This window comes from Prochlorococcus marinus str. MIT 1013 (assembly GCF_027359395.1).
GTDB classification, from domain to species: domain Bacteria; phylum Cyanobacteriota; class Cyanobacteriia; order PCC-6307; family Cyanobiaceae; genus Prochlorococcus_B; species Prochlorococcus_B marinus_E.
The window spans coordinates 1,269,282-1,287,179 of the sequence record NZ_CP114778.1 but is presented as its reverse complement, the minus strand read 5'-3'; the positions used below and the strand labels follow the sequence as shown (position 1 = coordinate 1,287,179).

Annotated in this window: 16 protein-coding genes, 1 tRNA gene and 1 other RNA gene; 10 read left to right on the top strand and 8 right to left on the bottom strand. The window is 37.7% G+C overall.

Annotated elements, in window-relative coordinates:
* Positions 1-52: 52 nt before the first annotated feature.
* The 3 genes from tkt to acpP are packed head-to-tail and all read right to left on the bottom strand — an operon-like array spanning position 53 to position 3,619.
* Entirely contained in the window at positions 53-2,065 is a 2,013-nt protein-coding gene (tkt, locus tag O5633_RS07660; protein WP_269609039.1) for a transketolase, read from the bottom strand.
* 56 nt (positions 2,066-2,121) lie between these two features.
* On the bottom strand, positions 2,122-3,369 hold the full coding sequence (gene fabF / locus O5633_RS07655) for a beta-ketoacyl-ACP synthase II (protein WP_269609038.1): 1,248 nt from the start codon (positions 3,367-3,369) through the stop codon (positions 2,122-2,124).
* Between the two features lie 7 nt (positions 3,370-3,376).
* Positions 3,377-3,619 (bottom strand): acyl carrier protein, encoded by a 243-nt coding sequence (gene acpP, locus O5633_RS07650; protein ID WP_269609037.1) that lies wholly within the window; start codon positions 3,617-3,619, stop codon positions 3,377-3,379.
* Positions 3,620-3,755: 136 nt separating this feature from the next.
* Here acpP and psaC point away from each other — a divergent pair, with 136 nt between their 5' ends.
* Together psaC and glmS are read left to right on the top strand one after the other, a co-directional pair.
* Positions 3,756-4,001 (top strand): photosystem I iron-sulfur center protein PsaC, encoded by a 246-nt coding sequence (gene psaC / locus O5633_RS07645; RefSeq protein ID WP_011295528.1) that lies wholly within the window; start codon positions 3,756-3,758, stop codon positions 3,999-4,001.
* A gap of 65 nt (positions 4,002-4,066) precedes the next feature.
* Entirely contained in the window at positions 4,067-5,971 is a 1,905-nt protein-coding gene (gene glmS / locus O5633_RS07640) for a glutamine--fructose-6-phosphate transaminase (isomerizing) (RefSeq protein ID WP_269609036.1), read from the top strand.
* A gap of 69 nt (positions 5,972-6,040) precedes the next feature.
* Here the strand turns inward: glmS and O5633_RS07635 are convergent, their stop codons facing one another.
* Together O5633_RS07635 and rimM are read right to left on the bottom strand one after the other, a co-directional pair.
* Complete coding sequence (locus O5633_RS07635; protein WP_269609035.1) at positions 6,041-7,498, bottom strand: mannose-1-phosphate guanylyltransferase/mannose-6-phosphate isomerase; 1,458 nt, start codon at positions 7,496-7,498, stop codon at positions 6,041-6,043.
* Positions 7,499-7,550: 52 nt separating this feature from the next.
* Positions 7,551-8,081 carry a ribosome maturation factor RimM gene (rimM, locus tag O5633_RS07630; RefSeq protein ID WP_269609034.1) on the bottom strand — a complete coding sequence of 177 codons (531 nt, stop codon included), beginning with the start codon at positions 8,079-8,081 and terminating at the stop codon, positions 7,551-7,553.
* A 46-nt stretch (positions 8,082-8,127) separates the two neighbouring features.
* On the opposite strand from rimM, the gene O5633_RS07625 reads away from it, so the two are divergent.
* Positions 8,128-8,313: an NAD(P)H dehydrogenase subunit NdhS gene (locus O5633_RS07625; RefSeq protein WP_269609033.1), complete on the top strand. Its 186-nt coding sequence runs from the start codon at positions 8,128-8,130 to the stop codon at positions 8,311-8,313.
* 26 nt (positions 8,314-8,339) lie between these two features.
* On the opposite strand, the gene rnc is transcribed toward O5633_RS07625, so the two are convergent.
* Both rnc and rnpB read right to left on the bottom strand, forming a co-directional pair.
* On the bottom strand, positions 8,340-9,083 hold the full coding sequence (gene rnc, locus O5633_RS07620) for a ribonuclease III (protein WP_269609032.1): 744 nt from the start codon (positions 9,081-9,083) through the stop codon (positions 8,340-8,342).
* A gap of 74 nt (positions 9,084-9,157) precedes the next feature.
* Positions 9,158-9,559, bottom strand: an RNA gene (gene rnpB, locus O5633_RS07615) — RNase P RNA component class A.
* A gap of 35 nt (positions 9,560-9,594) precedes the next feature.
* Between rnpB and O5633_RS07610 the strand changes: the two genes are divergently transcribed.
* From O5633_RS07610 to O5633_RS07600, 3 genes are all read left to right on the top strand, one after another.
* A tRNA-Arg gene (locus tag O5633_RS07610) sits at positions 9,595-9,668 on the top strand.
* 100 nt (positions 9,669-9,768) lie between these two features.
* Positions 9,769-10,107, top strand: a complete 339-nt coding sequence (locus O5633_RS07605) for a hypothetical protein (protein WP_269609031.1) — start codon at positions 9,769-9,771, stop codon at positions 10,105-10,107.
* A 37-nt stretch (positions 10,108-10,144) separates the two neighbouring features.
* Positions 10,145-10,597 carry a hypothetical protein gene (locus O5633_RS07600; RefSeq protein WP_269609030.1) on the top strand — a complete coding sequence of 151 codons (453 nt, stop codon included), beginning with the start codon at positions 10,145-10,147 and terminating at the stop codon, positions 10,595-10,597.
* Positions 10,598-10,601: 4 nt separating this feature from the next.
* Here the strand turns inward: O5633_RS07600 and O5633_RS07595 are convergent, their stop codons facing one another.
* Positions 10,602-13,121, bottom strand: coding sequence for a glycogen/starch/alpha-glucan phosphorylase (locus O5633_RS07595; protein ID WP_269609029.1), 2,520 nt, complete (start codon positions 13,119-13,121; stop codon positions 10,602-10,604).
* 164 nt (positions 13,122-13,285) lie between these two features.
* On the opposite strand from O5633_RS07595, the gene O5633_RS07590 reads away from it, so the two are divergent.
* The 4 genes from O5633_RS07590 (at position 13,286) to O5633_RS07575 (ending at position 17,880) form a co-directional block, all read left to right on the top strand.
* Entirely contained in the window at positions 13,286-14,659 is a 1,374-nt protein-coding gene (locus tag O5633_RS07590; protein WP_269609028.1) for a cation:proton antiporter, read from the top strand.
* 117 nt (positions 14,660-14,776) lie between these two features.
* Positions 14,777-15,688 (top strand): alpha/beta fold hydrolase, encoded by a 912-nt coding sequence (locus O5633_RS07585; RefSeq protein WP_269609027.1) that lies wholly within the window; start codon positions 14,777-14,779, stop codon positions 15,686-15,688.
* Between the two features lie 3 nt (positions 15,689-15,691).
* Positions 15,692-16,549, top strand: coding sequence for a galactose mutarotase (locus O5633_RS07580; protein ID WP_269609026.1), 858 nt, complete (start codon positions 15,692-15,694; stop codon positions 16,547-16,549).
* A 146-nt stretch (positions 16,550-16,695) separates the two neighbouring features.
* Positions 16,696-17,880 (top strand): alpha-hydroxy acid oxidase, encoded by a 1,185-nt coding sequence (locus O5633_RS07575; protein ID WP_269609025.1) that lies wholly within the window; start codon positions 16,696-16,698, stop codon positions 17,878-17,880.
* The last annotated feature ends 18 nt before the right edge of the window (positions 17,881-17,898 follow it).

The window sequence follows — 17,898 nt, the reverse complement described above, 5'->3', positions numbered from 1 at the left end:
TTTGTTTAACTTTTTTCGTTGGGATTGACTAGTGGAAATTAAATAATAAATTTTATTTGTTGAGAAGATTTCTAGATTTTTCTAGTACGTTCTCAACTGTAAATCCAAATTTTTCCATACATAGTCCACCTGGAGCAGATGCTCCAAAGCTATTCATAGTTACGCTGTCCCCATCAAGACCAATATATTTATGCCATCCAAAGCTCTCTGCGGCTTCAACTACTAGACGTTTTCTGATGTTAGAAGGTAAAACTTCTTCTTTATAACTGTCGCTTTGTTCTTCAAAAAGTTCAACGCATGGCATAGAAACCACACGCACTTTTTTCCCTTCTGAAGTTAGCTTTTTCGCTGCTTGCACACATAAATCAAGTTCAGTTCCAGTACCGATAAGTATTAGTTCAGGGGTACCACCACAGTCTTCAAGTACGTATCCGCCTAGAGCAACTTTATCTACTGATGAATGTTGTTGATTGACCATACCCTGCCTACTTAGGCATAAGGAACTGGGTCTCTTACGATTTTTAATTGCAACTTTATAAGCACCACTGGTTTCATTGCCATCGCCTGGACGAAAAACCATCATATTTGGCATTGCTCTCAATGATGGAATTGTTTCTATGGGTTGATGTGTTGGACCATCTTCGCCAACACCTATGGAATCATGAGTTAAAACATAAATAACACCAAGTTCACTCAGAGCGGAAAGACGCATAGATCCTCTCATGTAGTCTGCGAAGACTAAGAAGGTTCCACCATAAGGAATTAAACCACTATCGTGATAAGCAATACCATTCAATATGGCTGCCATAGCATGTTCTCTGACACCAAAATGTAAATAACGTTTTTCAGGACTTTCATATTGAAAAGATCCGGTTTCACCTTTTATATCGGTGTAATTTGAATGCGTTAAATCTGCAGAACCTCCTATTAGTTCAGGAATATTCGGACCAAGAGCTCCTAGACATATCTGAGAATGTTTTCTAGTAGCGACCCCTTTATCATCGGCTGAATAGGTCGGTAAATCTTTATCCCAACCTTGTGGGAGTTCGCCTCTCAACATACGCTCAAATTGAGATGCTTCACTAGGATATTTTTCTTTATAACTAGCAAGAGTTTTATTCCACTGCTCTTCGAGTTGTGCTCCTTTTTCGATGGCTTGACGATATTGATCGTAGGCATCTTGGGGAACCTCGAAAGGTTTATAAGACCAACCTAGTTGTTTTCTTGTGAGTTCCGCTTCTTCTTCACCTAAAGGTGCGCCGTGAATGCCCGCAGTATCACTTTTATTGGGTGAGCCGTAGCCAATGGTTGTCGTTACTTTGATAATAGATGGTTTATCTATTACTGCTTTTGCATTCTCAATAGCTTTCGATATCCCTTCTATGTCTGTATTGCCTTCAGCAATTTCTTGTACATGCCATCCATATGCTTCATATCTTTTTAAGACATCCTCAGTAAATGAAACGTCAGTTCTTCCATCAATAGTGATGTGGTTGTCATCATATAAAGCGATTAATTTTCCAAGCTTTAAATGACCAGCAAGAGAACAGGCTTCGGAAGATATACCCTCTTGATTGCATCCATCTCCCATGATCACATAGGTGTAATGGTCTACAACTGTTGAGTCGGGTTTATTGAATTTTGCAGATAGATGAGCTTCCGCAATGGCTAATCCAACTGCATTAGAAATTCCTGCTCCCAGAGGTCCAGCAGTTACTTCAACTCCAGGAGTTTCAAAAGTTTCTGGATGTCCTGGAGTTTTAGCTCCCCACTGCCTAAATTCTTTTATATCTTCAATGGTGACAGAGTCATATCCAGTCAAATGCAGAAGAGCATACAAAAGCATGCATCCATGTCCTGCTGAAAGAACAAATCTGTCTCGATTAAACCATTTTGGGTTTTTGGGATTATGTCGTAAGTGTTTGTCCCACAATGCATAACCCATAGGGGCACAACCCATAGGGAGACCAGGGTGACCACTTTTGGATTTATTAATTGCATCAACAGCGAGCATCCTGATGCTGTTGACGCAAAGTGTGTCTAGGGAAGTAGTCAAGGCAACCATTTTGAATTAGTGAGTGGGGAAAAAGAAATTTAAGAGGAAAGTGAAAATGAAATTGATTAGGTCATTTGCCGAAAAGCTAAGCAGACATTGTGACCGCCAAACCCGAATGAGTTAGATAGTACGACGCCTAATTTCTTTTCTCTTGCTTTGTTGGGTACATAATCAAGATCACAATTTGGGTCTGGATTTGAATAATTAATTGTTGGCGGAATTATTTCATGTTTTATTGCCAGAGCACAAGCAACAGCTTCTATACCCCCAGAACCTCCTAATAAATGTCCAGTCATAGATTTGGTTGAGCTTGTGGGTACTTGATAGGCATGATTTCCCAAAGCAGTTTTTATTGCAGATGTTTCATTGCTGTCATTGGCTGGAGTGCTAGTTCCATGAGCATTTATGTAATCGACTTGTTCTGGATTAATTTGTCCATCACTTAATGCCAATTTCATTGCTTCTGCTCCTCCTGATCCTCCTGGGGTAGGAGAGGTAATGTGATGGGCATCACATGTTGTTCCATAACCAATTAGTTCCGCATGGATTGTTGCATCTCTTTTTAAGGCATGGTCAAGAGTTTCTAAAATTAATACTCCTGCCCCTTCGCCAATTACGAAACCATCTCTTTGAGAATCAAAAGGTCTACTAGCTGTTGATGGGTCGTCATTTCTAAATGATAGGGCCTTCGCACTGGCAAAACCTGCTACCCCTAAGGGTGTGATACTAGCCTCTGCCCCCCCGCAGACCATTGCATCTGCTTTACCTAGTTGGAGAAGTCTGAATGCATCACCAATTGCATTTGATCCAGCAGCACAAGCAGTTGAAACTGCAGAACTTGGACCTTTAGCGCCTAGTGCAATTGCAGCTAGTCCAGTAGCCATGTTGGGAATCATCATGGGAACAGTAAATGGACTAACTCGACTAGGCCCTTTTTTATCTAAAACATGAGCTTGAGTTTCCATAGTTAGTAATCCGCCAACACCAGAACCAATAATCACACCAATTCTTGGAGCATTTGAATCATCAATTATGAGACCTGAATGCTTCAGTGCTTCTTTTGCTGCAACAACTCCAAATTTTGAGAAACGATCCCATCTTTTGGATTCTTTTGGTTCTAATTTTCCTGTTGGGTCAAAACTTTTGACCTCTGCTGCAAATCTACATGCATGGGATGAGGCATCAAAGAGGGTTATTTGACTAACTCCATTTTGCCCAGATTGAAGCCCTTCCAAGTAGCTTTCGAGGTTGTTGCCAATTGGAGTTATGGCTCCAAGACCTGTAATAACAACTCGATGGAGTTTCTCCATCATGTAAACCTCAAGACTGTTTGTCTTCGATGTATTTGACTGCATCCCCGACAGTGGCAATGCCTTCAGCAGCCTCGTCAGGGATTTCTATGTCAAATGCCTCTTCAAGAGCCATCACTAATTCGACAGTGTCGAGCGAGTCAGCTCCGAGGTCGTTTTGGAAATTTGAATCCGGTTTTACTTCACCGGCTTCAACGCTAAGTTGTTCTGCGACAATAGAACGAACTTTTTCAAGGATTGCTTCCTGGGACATAACCTTCTTAGACCTGACTTCTAATACTACGGGTTAGAGTGTCGAGTTAACAAAAGTGACGGCATTGCAACTATTTTTTTTTATGTAGCGAAACGTAGGTATAGTTTTATACATCAAGGAAATATGGGTTGGTAATTTGTCACACGCCGTCAAAATCTATGACACCTGTATTGGCTGCACCCAATGCGTAAGGGCTTGTCCACTGGATGTGCTTGAAATGGTTCCCTGGGATGGCTGCAAAGCTTCACAGATAGCTTCATCTCCAAGGACTGAAGATTGTGTTGGATGTAAGCGGTGTGAAACTGCTTGTCCAACTGATTTCCTCAGTATTAGGGTCTACTTAGGTGATGAAACAACTAGAAGTATGGGTTTGGCTTACTAAAAATTAGTATTTTTCATAACGAAGGTTTATTTTATATAAATAATTTTTGATGTTAATTTAGATATATGTGTGGGATATTTTCTGTTATTGGATCAAGAGAAGTATCTTCTGTACTTATTGATGGATTAAGAAAACTTGAATATCGAGGCTATGATTCAGCGGGGATAGCAACAATTAATAATTTAAATAACGATCAAATTGGACAACTAAATGTCACAAAATCAGAAGGAAAGCTGATTAATCTCTCAAATTTAATTAAAAAAAACCCTTTAGAGGGTCATGTTGGTATTGCCCATACCAGATGGGCTACTCATGGTAAACCTAACGAAAGGAATGCACATCCTCATCTTGATTCGTCAGGGCAAATTGCAGTTGTGCAAAATGGGATTATCGAAAATTACAGAGAGTTATCTCAAAGCCTGAAAACTAAAGGAATTAAATTGATCTCTGAAACTGATACTGAGATAATTCCTCATTTGATTGGGCTAGAGATAGAACAGTCTCTGGCAAATGGGCTTTCCCCTAATGAACAAACATTATTAAATGCTGTTCAAAAGGTTCTGACTCTTTTAAAGGGGACTTATGCAATAGCAGTGATTTGGTCTAAGGCGCCCAATGCTCTAGTAGTCGCTAGGGAACAAGCACCATTAGTTCTTGGCTTTGGTGAAGGTGAGTTTTTTTGTGCGAGTGATACGCCAGCATTAGTTGGATTTACCCGTACATTTTTACCTTTAAAGGATCATGAAATTGCACTTTTAACTCCATTAGGAATTGAACTTTATGATGATGATGGTAATAGGCAGCACAGAGCACCATCACTTTTAAAGGGCACAGAACTGTTTGCGGATAAAAGAAATTTCCGTCATTTCATGCTTAAAGAAATTTATGAGCAGCCAGAGACAGCACAACAATGGATAGATAGGTTTTTACCTATCGATTTGCCTTTGGGGAATTCAGGTGCTCTACCTATATCCAAACCTATCCTTGAGAAGATAGAACAAATACAAATATTAGCCTGTGGTACAAGCAGGCATGCTGGTATGGTTGGTGCTTATCTATTGGAACAGTTTGCAGGAGTTCCTGCAAATGTATTTTTCGCAAGTGAATTTCGATATTCTCCCCCTCCACTTTTACCAAATACTTTGACAATAGGAGTAAGTCAATCGGGCGAAACAGCAGATACTTTAGCTGCACTAAGAATGGAAAAGGAGAGAAGAGATGCGACTAAAGATGCTAATTTTTCTTTTCATCAATTGGGAATTACTAATAGAGTTGATAGTTCATTAGGTCGCGAACTCGATAATGTTATTGATATTGGATCAGGCATTGAAATAGGTGTTGCAGCAACTAAAACCTTTCTTGGTCAAATGTTGTCCTTTTATGGTTTGACACTTTTATTTGCTTCTCAAAGACAAAAAAGAACCCCTCAGGAAATTGAAGATCTCTCTAATGATTTGAGATTAATTCCTAAACAGTTAACAGATCTTATAAAAACACATGATTCTCTCTCTCAGGAAATAGCACATTTATTTGTTGAAACAAAAGATGTCATTTTCTTAGGTAGAGGAATAAATTATCCAATTGCACTTGAAGGTGCTCTCAAGCTAAAAGAAATAAGCTACATACATGCTCAAGGCTATCCAGCTGGAGAGTTAAAGCACGGACCAATTGCACTTTTAGATCAACATGTTCCGGTTGTATCTATTGCTGTTCCTGGAGTCGTTTATGAAAAGGTTCTCAGTAACTCGCAAGAGGCTAAAGCTAGAGATGCCAGTATAATTGGGGTCTCGACAATTGGACCGGAATCGGAAATGTTTGACGAATTATTTACTATTCCAAAAGTTAGTGAATGGGTTAGCCCTCTATTGACCGTTGTACCTTTACAGTTATTTAGTTATCACATAGCAGCTCATAAAGGTTTAGATGTTGATCAGCCTAGGAATTTAGCAAAAAGTGTCACTGTTGAATAAAAACTTAAAATCTTAATTATTTTATCTAATTAATTTGTCAGCAGCTTTTATTAATTAAAAATATTTTTATTAACTAATGTTTTTTATTCTTCCATAAGAATCTTCAAAACGAATGATATCTTCTTCATCTAAATACGTTCCGCTTTGAACTTCAATAAGCTCAAGTTTCATCCTTCCTGGATTGCTTAATCTATGCTTACAACCTAAAGGGATAAATGTACTTTCATTTTCAGTCAAAAGTTGCTTCTCTCCATTTTTTTCTATCAATGCGGTTCCGTTAACTACAACCCAATGTTCAGCTCTATGATGATGCATTTGTAAAGAAAGAGAAGCATTTGGCTTTACTTCTATGAGCTTCACTAGCCACCTATCCCCCTCAACTATTGTCGTGTAATTACCCCAAGGTCTATAAATTTTTTTGTGCATTTTACCTTCTGGAAAGTCCGATGAACTTAGACTTTTTACTATATTTCCAATATGTTGAGATTGATCTCTATTGGCTACTAATATAGCATCATTTGTATCTACAACTATTAGATTTTTGATTCCTATTCCTACAATTAGACGTTGCTCACTTTTTAAATAACAGTCTTTACTTTTTTCAACTATTACTCTCCCATTTATATAGTTTCCTTCATGATTTTTTTGACTAATATCCCATAAAGATTTCCAACTTCCTATGTCACTCCAACCAGCATTTAGCGGTAGAACGGTTCCTATTTTTGTTTTTTCCATCACTGCTATATCTAAAGATATTTTTGGACATTTCTTAAATGACTTTTCTTCTAATCGTAGAAAATCAAGATCTTCTACATCTTTTTCAATAGCAATTTTACAATAATTGATTATTTCTGGAGAGAATTTTTTTAATTCACTTATTATTGAACTTGCTTTAAAAAGAAACATACCACTATTCCAAGTGTAACGAGAATCTTTGATTAATTTCTCAGCTACTTCTTTACTAGGTTTTTCTATAAATTTATTAATTTCTAAACCACTTATTTTATCTTCTTCAGTAGGAAATTCTTTTGCTTCAATATAACCGTAACCAGTCTCTGCGCATGTTGGAACAATACCAAAAGTCACCAGCCTCCCTTGATTTGCATATGCTTTTGCTGTATGAATTACTTTTTGAAATTCAACTACATCTTCTATTAAGTGGTCGGCTGCCAAAATTAAAAGCAAAGGATCTTTTCCTAAAGAAATTGCTTGAAGTGCAGCAACTGCAATTGCTGGAGCAGTGTTACGTCCTACGGGCTCCAGAATAATTGCTTTAGGATCAGTATTGATCTCTCTAAATTGCTCTGCAACTATAAATCTATGATCTTCATTACATATCAATATTGGATTTTCTAATCCCTCTAAACCTAAAAGTCTTTCATAAGTTTTCTGCAAAAGAGTTTTCTTTGTTCTTGAATCTAAGGCTAAAAATTGTTTAGGGTAGCTTTCTCTTGAAAGTGGCCAAAGCCTTGTTCCCGATCCACCACTGAGAATTACAGGAATTATCGAGTTATCAGTTATTTCCATAAAGAATTTTCTAATCCATATTTGAAGTTATGATTAAACACCTTAATGATTATTAGAGTTCCAATAACCCAGGCGGTGGATTGATTAGCAGCCATTTTTCTTTGATTTCTATTTCTGGGACAATTTCTTTAACAAAAGGTACCAAAACTTTTTTACCTTCTACTAACTCTATCTCTAGAAGGTCATTCCCTCCCTTGATTAAGTCAGTTACAAAACCAATTAGAGTTTTTTTTGGGCCTCTTCTTGCCTCCAAACCAATTAAATCAAAGTAATGGTACTCATCTTTACTCAATATTGGTCTGCTATCAACTGGTATGACTAATTTCCAACCAATGATTTCCTCTGCAGAACTCCTATTAGATACACCCTCGATGGAAATTATGTAGATCGATTTACCTGGAATAAGGTTTCCTTTTCGTAATTTGATTTCAGTGGGTAATTCATTAGCTTTTTGAATCCAACGTTTTCCGGGTTTGGTAAATCTTTCAGGAAATTCACTTTTAGGTTTAATTCTAATATCTCCTTTTAAACCCTGGGGAGCAACAATTTCACCTATTGTCATCCATTTATCTTTATCGATCATTTTTATGGGTAGACTTTTTTAAGAGTTTATTTGTATATGTTTAATTATGGATGATTCAAAAGATCCGATTCTCCCTGGTACAACAGTAACTGTTAATAACCAAGAGTCAATTTATAATGGTTATGAAGGATTTGTTCAAAGAATAAGTGGTGATCAAGCTGCCGTGCTTTTTGAAGGAGGTAATTGGGATAAATTGCTTACACTTCCTCTAAAAGATCTTTTGAAAAGCTAATAGAGAATTTTTTGATAAGCAATTTATTAATGATCAAGTGAATTCTCATCTAAAGATTTCAAAGCTTTACTGGCTGCATTTTTTTCTGCTTGTTTCATTGATTTTCCCCAACCTTCAGCTATTGATCGATTTTTGATATGAACAGTACAAAAAAATCTCTTTGGATTGTCATGCTTTTGATCAATTTCTATGGTTTTGTATTTGGGAATTGATAAGCCTTTACTTTGAGTCAATTCCTGAAGTGCTGATTTGTAGTTTTTTCTATATGGATCAGATAGAATTTCTTTGCTTTTATCATCCCAGAATGGAATAAGCCAATTTTTTATAGGTTCTAAATTAGTGAGACTTTCATACAGAGCTCCTATTAAAGCTTCAGTTGCCTCTGCTTGAATGGTTGTGCTAGCTGATTTGTCTTTAAGTGCTTTTTTCCCAATAATTAATACACTTTTGATGTTTATTTTGTAACCAACTTGTGCTAACCATTGATCACTTACAAGATGTGAACGCAGTTCAGATCTTTCTCCCACTTGCATATATGGATATTTTTTCTTTATAAAATCTGATGCAATTAATCTTAGAACTGCATCTCCAAGGAATTCAAGTTTTTCATAATTAATTTCAGTGTTTGCTGAACTATGAGTTAGTGACTCATTGATATATAAAAGATTATTTATTTTTTCATGAGTAAATTCCTTTTGATATCTTTGATCTAAATTTAGACCTCTAATAAAATTTATTATTTCTTCTGCTCTTTGATTGGAGATATTCATAATTATTGAAAGGATACACTTGAATTGATTTAAGTAATAAGATTTTCAGTCTTATCTTTCTGAGTAAATTAATAAAGTGAAAGCAGGTCGTAAGCCGGGTTCTGTTCATTCTTCTTTCGTTAGAAAGTGAATGGGTAATCATCTATCTGGGACTAGCGTTGCCGATAGCCTCAAGCGGCTCTCTTCAGGGACAAGGTCTATGGCCATCCAGTGCCCCTCGCCTTGCTCCTCGCCGGGGTTTACCTAGCCAGCACCTCTCGATGCTGCTGGTGCGCTCTTACCGCACCTTTGCACCCTTGCCATGCATGTTGGGATTTCCCCATGAAGCATTAGGCGGTGTATTTCTGTGGCACTATCCTCACGGTCACCCGCACTGGGTATTACCCAGCAAGCCTGGCCATATAGGAGCCCGGACTTTCCTCAATTGAATTCTTCAGCTTTGCTGAACTTCAATTGCGATTACCTCCCCTACTTTCAACTACATCATGCCTCAAGGCATAATTAATTTCAGGGGGCTGTAGCTCAGTTGGATAGAGCGACGGTTTCCTAAACCGTAGGTCGTGGGTTCGAGTCCCGCCAGCCCCGTGCGAAAAACGAAGGAAAACAAAAAAAATGTAGTCCTATATGTGGTGGGTGTGCAAAATTGATACTCTCTCGCTAGCGTTGGTGTAGTGAATAAGTCAAGATGGCCCAGCTTCACGATCTTCGCTTGCGATTGCTTGTTCAGCAGGAAAGTGAGCACATATCTAATTCCCAACCTAATGATTTAGATTTATCAATTGTTCAAGCCAGATGTTTATGTTGGTTAACACTTCTAGCTGAGGCACATGAAGATCAAGCTAATGATGCGGAGGCAAGAGGTGATACTGAGCAGGCAATGGGATGGTTCGCAGACTCAATGAGATTGCGTGATGTTATTCAAGTAGTTACAAGCATTGAAATCCCCCTTCCTGAGAGTGCTGATATTGATGGCAAAGATGCCGGAGGAGATTTATTTAATGGTGAGCCCCCTATGACGGCCTAATAAATGCAATGATGGTTTCTAAGCTGCCTTGATGAAGGTGCCTGAAGAACCATGCCAATGTCCAGATTGCCTCAGATTTTATAGGGAGCATGATCGTTTAATAAGAGAGTTCCCCACTCTGCGTCAGCAACAAGAGATTAGTTGGGCTGCCCTTCAATCCTTTAGAACTTTAAGTGGACGAGTTTTAGAAGATTTGCAGAAGCAAGTTAATTCAAATTCATCTAATCAAATTGATGAGAATTTTAAAAATGGAACTATTGAAAAGAAAGAAAAATCTATTACACAAGTAATTTCTGATCTAGAAAATATCAATGCTCATTTGTATTCCATTGAAGCTCTTATGGAAAGAATCTTTGATGTTAAAGTTCCTGAAGAATTTGAGGATAAATTTCGAGAGATTGCTGGTGAATTAGCTCCAGACCCATTAAATGTTGATAGATTAAAGTTGAATAGATTATTGCATCAAACCCCAGACTTACCTGATAAATAGATCTTTATTTTTCGCAACTTATTTCTACAGGTAATGGTTTAACTTTCCATATTGATTGACAGTATTCTCTAATTGACCTGTCTGATGAGAAAAAACCTGATCTTGCTGTATTTAATAGTGCCATACGGTTCCATTTTTGATTATTTTTCCAGGCTTTACTTACCTCATCTTGTGCAAGAAGATAATCATCAAAATCTGCCATAACAAAGAAAGGATCACTTCCTGTCAAAATATTTATTATTGGTCTAAATAGCTCACTATCTCCGTTACTAAAATGTCCAACTTCTATTAATTTAAGAGTTTCTTGTAGTTCGGTTGATTTTGAAATAAAACTACTTGGGCTATAACCTTGATCTCTTAATTCCATTATTTCTGATTCTGTTTTTCCAAACAAAAAGAAATTTTCTGATCCTACTCTTTCTCTTATCTCTACATTAGCTCCATCAAGCGTTCCAATTGTCAAGGCACCATTCATAGCGAATTTCATATTTCCAGTTCCTGAAGCTTCTTTTCCAGCAGTTGATATTTGCTCTGAAAGATCAGTAGCTGGATAGACTTGTTCACCTAGTTTCACATTATAGTCAGGAAGAAAAACTACCCTTAATAATCCATCCATATCAGGATCTGCATTAACTACATCTGCTATTCCATTGATAAATCTAATCATTAACTTCGCCATGAAATAGCCTGGCGCAGCTTTACCACCAAAAATGATAGTACGAGGTGCAATATTTTTTGTTTTTCCATTTTTAATTCTTAGATATTGTGCAATGACTTGCAAAGCATTTAAATGCTGTCTTTTATATTGATGAATTCTTTTCACTTGAACATCAAATAAACTTGAAGGATCAACCAGGACACCAGTTTGTCTATGTATGTAACCAGCGAGCTTCCTTTTGCCAGATAGCTTAGCTGACGCAAAAAGATCTAAAAAATTAGAATCATTTTCTTTTTTTTCTAACTCTAGTAATAGGTCCATATTAGTAATCCAATTGGGACCAATCTCCTTGTCAAGCAGTTTAGAAAGTTCAGGATTTGCTAATGCTACCCATCTACGTGGAGTAACTCCATTTGTGACATTGGTGAATTTTTCAGGCCAAAGTTCTGCAAATTCAGGTAGTAATTGTCTCTTAATTAAATCTGAATGAAGCGCAGCTACTCCATTGACATGGTGTGCTCCAATTGTAGCTAAATGTGCCATTCTTATAGCCTTTCCACCTTCTTCATCAATAATTGAAAGCTTTCTCAAAATCAAGTCGTTACCTGGATACTTTAGCCTTACTTGCTGTAAGAATCTTCTATTTATTTCATATATAAGTTCTAAATGTCTAGGTAATAAGTTTTTAAACAAGCTAAGGTCCCATTTCTCAAGAGCCTCAGGCAACAAAGTGTGGTTTGTATATGCCACTGATCTATTGGTGATTTCCCAGGCTTTATCCCAATCCAATCTATGTTGATCGATTAAGAGTCTCATTAACTCTGCAACTGCAATAGCTGGATGAGTGTCATTCAGTTGAACCGTCCAGTGATTTGGAAATTCCTCAACAGGTATGGATCGCTTCTCCAGGCTGCGAAGCATATCTTGTAAGGAGCAGCTTACAAAAAAGTGTTGTTGTTTTAAACGCAATCTTCTTCCTTCATCAGTTCCATCATTGGGATACAGAACTTTGGATAGAGTTTCTGAAGCTACTTTCTCTTCAACAGCACCGTAGTAGTCACCAATATTAAATGCATAGAAATCAAAGCTTTCGGTTGCATCAGCTCTCCACAATCGCAACCGATCACAGCTATTCACCCGATAACCAAGCACAGGTACGTCATGTGGAACACCTATGGCATGTTCACTGGGAATCCATCGTGAGCGATAATTTCCATTGTCATCTGTATAACTTTCGGTTTGTCCACCAAAACCGACTAAACAAGCTTCATCTGGTTGAGGTAATTCCCATGGCCAACCTCCTTTAAGCCATTTATCAGTAACTTCGACTTGCCAACCATCTCTTATTAATTGATTGAAAATACCAAATTCGTATCTTATGCCATAACCCACTGCAGGGACTTGAAGACTTGCAAGTGATTCCATATAGCAAGCTGCAAGTCTCCCTAATCCTCCATTCCCAAGTCCAGGCTCTTCCTCTACTTCCAATATGTCATTTAATGATTCAATACCAAACCTTTTAAGAGCTTCTTCTGCCTCTTTTTTGATGCCTAGATTTAGTAAATTATTATTTAGTTGTGGGCCTATTAGGAATTCAGCTGAAAGATATGCAACTGTTTTTTGAGGTCTTGCTCTGATTGTTTCTTGACTTGTTAAATATCTACTCATCAATCTGTCTCTAACAGCAAAGCTCAAAGCCATGTAGAGGTCTCTAAGACTTGCCGATGTAGCAAGTTTGCCAAGAGTAAAAAAGAGATGCTCAGTCATTCCGTCGAAGACTGCATCAGCATCCATGCCAGCCCTAACAGGATCCGCATAGCATCCAGGGGTCGGCAGACGCAGGTCAAGTGACTGGGAGCTGCTCATAAAGGCATCAAATGTTTCTGGACGCTAGCCAATAAAGCTTTAGTAATCAGTTAGTAACTTCAGATCCACACCTTATTAATTAAGTCACCTTTGATACTTATGCCAAATATGCCCTGTGATTAGTTAATTTATGTCTTAAAGAAAAGGCTTTTTTAGAAAACCTGATGGTATTAACTCCTTTAGTCTCAGCCCTAAATACGCATGATGTTGAGGTTGCGGAAACACTTATAGGGGTCATTAACTTCTTAATGATCTTTGTTGCGGCAAGGACTTTGGCTGAAATCTTAGTTCGACTAAGTTTGCCTACAATTGTCGGTGAACTACTTGCGGGAGTTTTAATTGGTGCCTCAGGATTACATCTTCTATTGCCGCCAAGTGCTCATGCTGAATTAAATCAAGGTTTTGTTTCACTTATTAGCACACTTGCCTCAGTACCCAAAGAAGCAGTCCCGGATATTTATTTTGAAACTTTTCCATCATTACAAGCAGTAGCAACTTTAGGGCTATACGCGTTGTTATTTCTTACCGGTCTGGAAAGTGAATTAGAGGAACTTGTAGCAGTTGGAGCGCAAGCTTTCACTGTCGCAATGGCAGGTGTGATTTTGCCATTTGCCTTTGGAACTTTTGGATTAATGTTTATTTTTCAAGTAGATATCATTCCTGCGATATTTGCTGGTGCATCTATGACAGCGACGAGTATAGGTATTACTGCAAGTGTTTTTGGTGAGCTTGGTTATTTAAAAACTCGTGAGGGTCAAATTGTTATTGGCGCAGCAGTATTAGATGACATACTTGGAATTGTTATTCTTGCTGTTGTAGTAGCTCTTGCCACGGGAGGATCCTTGCAAATTGCTCCTATTGTCAAATTAGTTGTGGCTGCAACTGTTTTTGTATTTGCTGCAATTGCTTTGAGTCGAACAGCTGCTCCAGCCTTTGATTGGTTGCTTGAAAGACTTAAAGCACCTGGAGCAGTTGTTGTCGCTTCTTTTGTGATATTAGTCTTAAGCTGTTTTGTTGCGACTGCTATTGGTTTAGAAGCTGCTTTGGGTGCTTTTGCCGCTGGATTGATACTAAGTAGTTCAAAAAATAATCACGCAATTCAACAATCTGTTTTGCCATTGGTCTCACTATTCGCAACTATTTTTTTCGTGCTTGTTGGAGCAGGTATGGATCTTTCTGTAATTAATCCCCTTGATCCCCAGAGTCGCTCTGCTCTAATTGTGGCAGGCTTCTTATTTATAGTTGCAATTGTAGGGAAAATTGCTGCTGGTTGGTGCTTTGTCATTGATAAACCAACAAATAGACTAGTAGTTGGCTTGGGAATGATGCCTAGGGGTGAGGTCGGATTGATTTTTCTTGGATTGGGAACAAGTGCTAGTTTGCTTACTCCTTCTCTGGAGGCTGCAATATTGTTAATGGTTATTGGAACAACATTTTTAGCACCTGTTTTGCTGAGAGTTGTTTTGAAAGATAAACCCCCTTCAGGCGGTAATTCTATTCCTGATGAGGTCGCAGCTGATCCAGTTGGATTAGTTTAGAAATTCTTGAAAACTCTTTTTAAAAAAGGTGAGGAAATTTCGAAAAAAAGAAATAAAATCACTAATCTCTTTATATCAATGATTTACTAATATCTACTTACATCAGATTATTCTTAAATGGTTTCCTCAGTTGTAAAAAAAAATCTTTCTGATTGGAAATTTTTAGGACATTCTGTCCACAGTTTGAGCATTATTCCTGAAGATCACAAAAATAAGACCGATGATGAAAAAGGTCCAGCAATTCTTTTAATTCATGGTTTTGGTGCCTCTACCACTCATTGGAGGCACAACTTACCAGTACTTGGAAAGCATTATGAAGTGCACGCTTTAGATCTTATAGGCTTTGGTAAAAGCTCTAAACCGAGTGGCCTCGCTTATGGAGGTTCACTTTGGAAAGATCAAATAGTTTCTTACATTAAAGATAATATTGGTAGACCAACAATACTTGTTGGTAACTCCCTAGGTGGATATGCCGCGCTCGCTAGTGCTGCTGCTTTGGGTGAGGATTCTGCAGGTGTTGTCTTATTAAATGCTGCTGGATATTTCAGCGAAGATAAGAAACCAACTAAAGGATTTTGGGCTACAGCTAGAAAAACTGTTGCGGGTATCTTTCTCAAAAATGTTCTATTGCAAAGAATAATTTTTGAAAACCTTAGACAGCCCTCAACAATTAAACGTACTTTAAATCAAGTCTATATTGATACATCAAATGTTGATGATGAACTAGTGGAAGCGATCCGAAAACCATCTTTGGATGCGGGTGCTTTCAATGTCTTCAAAAGTGTTTTTGATCCCGCCGGACCTCAGGGAAGACCACTCGATGAGTTGTTCGCTCAGTTAAAATCACCATTGTTATTGCTTTGGGGTAATAGAGATCCTTGGATGAATGCACCCGGTAAAAGGGCTACTTATAAAAAACACACACCTGAAAATACAAAAGAAGTTGTTTTAGATGCTGGCCATTGTCCACATGATGAAGTTCCAGATCAAGTTAACTCCGCTCTTATAGAATGGATTAATCAGCTTTAATCGATGGCGGTCAGTTTCGAAAAAAAGACAACTCCTTATCCTCACTGGGAATATTCAAACCCTGAATTAGATTCATTAATAAGAATTGTCCCTGAAAGAGGAGGTTTGATCACTGAATGGCTAAGCGAAGGGAAAGAACTTTTGTACTTCGATTTAGAGCGTTTTCTAGATAAAGATAAAAGTGTCAGAGGAGGAATACCTATCCTTTTCCCTATATGCGGTGATTTATCTGAAGGCTATGTAATTGCTGGTAAGGAGTATTTCTTAAAACAACATGGTTTTGCTAGAGATTTACCTTGGTCAATTGGTTTATTAAAAGATAAATTAGGGATAAGACTAAAACTTAGTGATACAAAAGATACACGTTCTTATTTTCCTTTTCTCTTTACTCTTTTGATGGATGTTTGCTTGAAAGAAAAAAGTCTTCAAATATCCGTTAAAATTTTTAATCAGGGACATAATTCTATGCCTTTTAGTTTTGGCCTGCACCCATATTTTCAGATTTCAAATTTACAAAAAATAATGATAGATGGTTTGCCTGAAAAATGTATTGATCAAACTAATATGAAAGTCACTAATGTTTCTGACCAGATTAGAATTTTAGATAAGGGGGTTGATTTCCTTTCCTATCCTTCTTGTTCGGTTAAACTTGTCGATTGTTTATCCAGCAATGTAATTGAATTAATTCATCAAGAGCCAATTGATACAACAGTAATCTGGACTGACCCTCCTAGAAAAATGGTTTGTCTTGAGCCTTGGACAAGCCCAAGGAATTCACTGGTGACTGGAGATAGAAAACTTGAAATTAAGCCAGAAGAATTTATAGAATTATTTACCACTTTTAAGCATGATTCTTTTTAATTATTTAAGTTTTAGAGGAGTATATTTTCTAACTAATTAAATTCAACTTATAGATTTTTGTATGTCAAATATTTCAATGTTTTGTCGCTTTTTGCATCTATGATCAATATATTATAGATTCATAATTCATGAATTTGTGATGAATAATGTTAGGAACAGATGTTTCCTCTCCAGGCGTACTTAATATTGATGACCTCAGGTCTAGGGCTAGAAATCGTCTACCGGCAATGGTTTTTAACTATATAGATAGTGGTGCAGATAGAGAACAAACACTTTCGCAAAATTGCAACGCATATAATGAAATCTTATTTAGACCTAGATGTGCAGTCTCTGTACCATCGTGTGATCTTGGAATATCTGTTTTAGATCAAAAATTTCAACTTCCTTTCTTGTTGGGGCCAGTAGGGAGTAGCAGAATGTTCTATCCCCAGGGAGAAGTGGTTGCAGCTAGGGAGGCAGGTAAAGCTGGGACTGGATATACTTTGTCGACTCTTTCAGGCTGTTTATTAGAGGATGTTAAAGCTGCTACAAATGGACCAGCTTGGTATCAGCTTTATTTACTAGGTGGGAAAGAAGTCGCATTGAAAACAATTTCTAGAGCTAAAGAAGCTGGATTCTCAGCAATAGTTGTAACCATTGATACACCCGTATCTGGTTTAAGGGGAAGAGATATGCGATCAGGAACTCAACAGCTTTTATCGAGGAATCCTTTTGAGATGCTTCCTTATATTCCTCAAATGTTAGTTAAACCATGCTGGTTGACTCAATGGTTAAGTGATGGAGGCTTAATGAGTTTTCCAAATGTCCAACTTGATGATGGCCCTATGGGATACACGGCAATTGGTCCTGCTTTAGAGCAATCAGTTGTTACTTGGGATGATCTTCAATGGATACGTGAGGCGTGGGGTGGAAAAATTATAGTTAAGGGTATACATATTGGTGATGACGCAAAAAAAGCGGTAGAGCTAGGTGCTGATGCGATCGTTATTTCTAATCATGGAGCTAGGCAACTTGATAGCGTTGCCCCCACGATCCGTCTTTTGCCAGAAGTTTTAGCTGCAGTTGAAGGTAAAACAGATGTGTTGCTAGATGGAGGTATTCGAAGGGGTAGTGATGTCGTTAAAGCATTATGTCTTGGTGCAAAAGGAGTTTTGATAGGTAGAGCTTATGCATATGGACTTGCTGCTGCAGGAGGGAAAGGTGTTGCTAGAGCTATAGAAATTCTTCAAACAGATATATTGAGAACTATGAAACTATTGGGCTGTGGGTCTGTTGCGGATTTAAATAAATCTTATATTCAATTTCCTGAAAGTTGGGAGAGATTCGAATAAATCGTTGAGTAAACAATA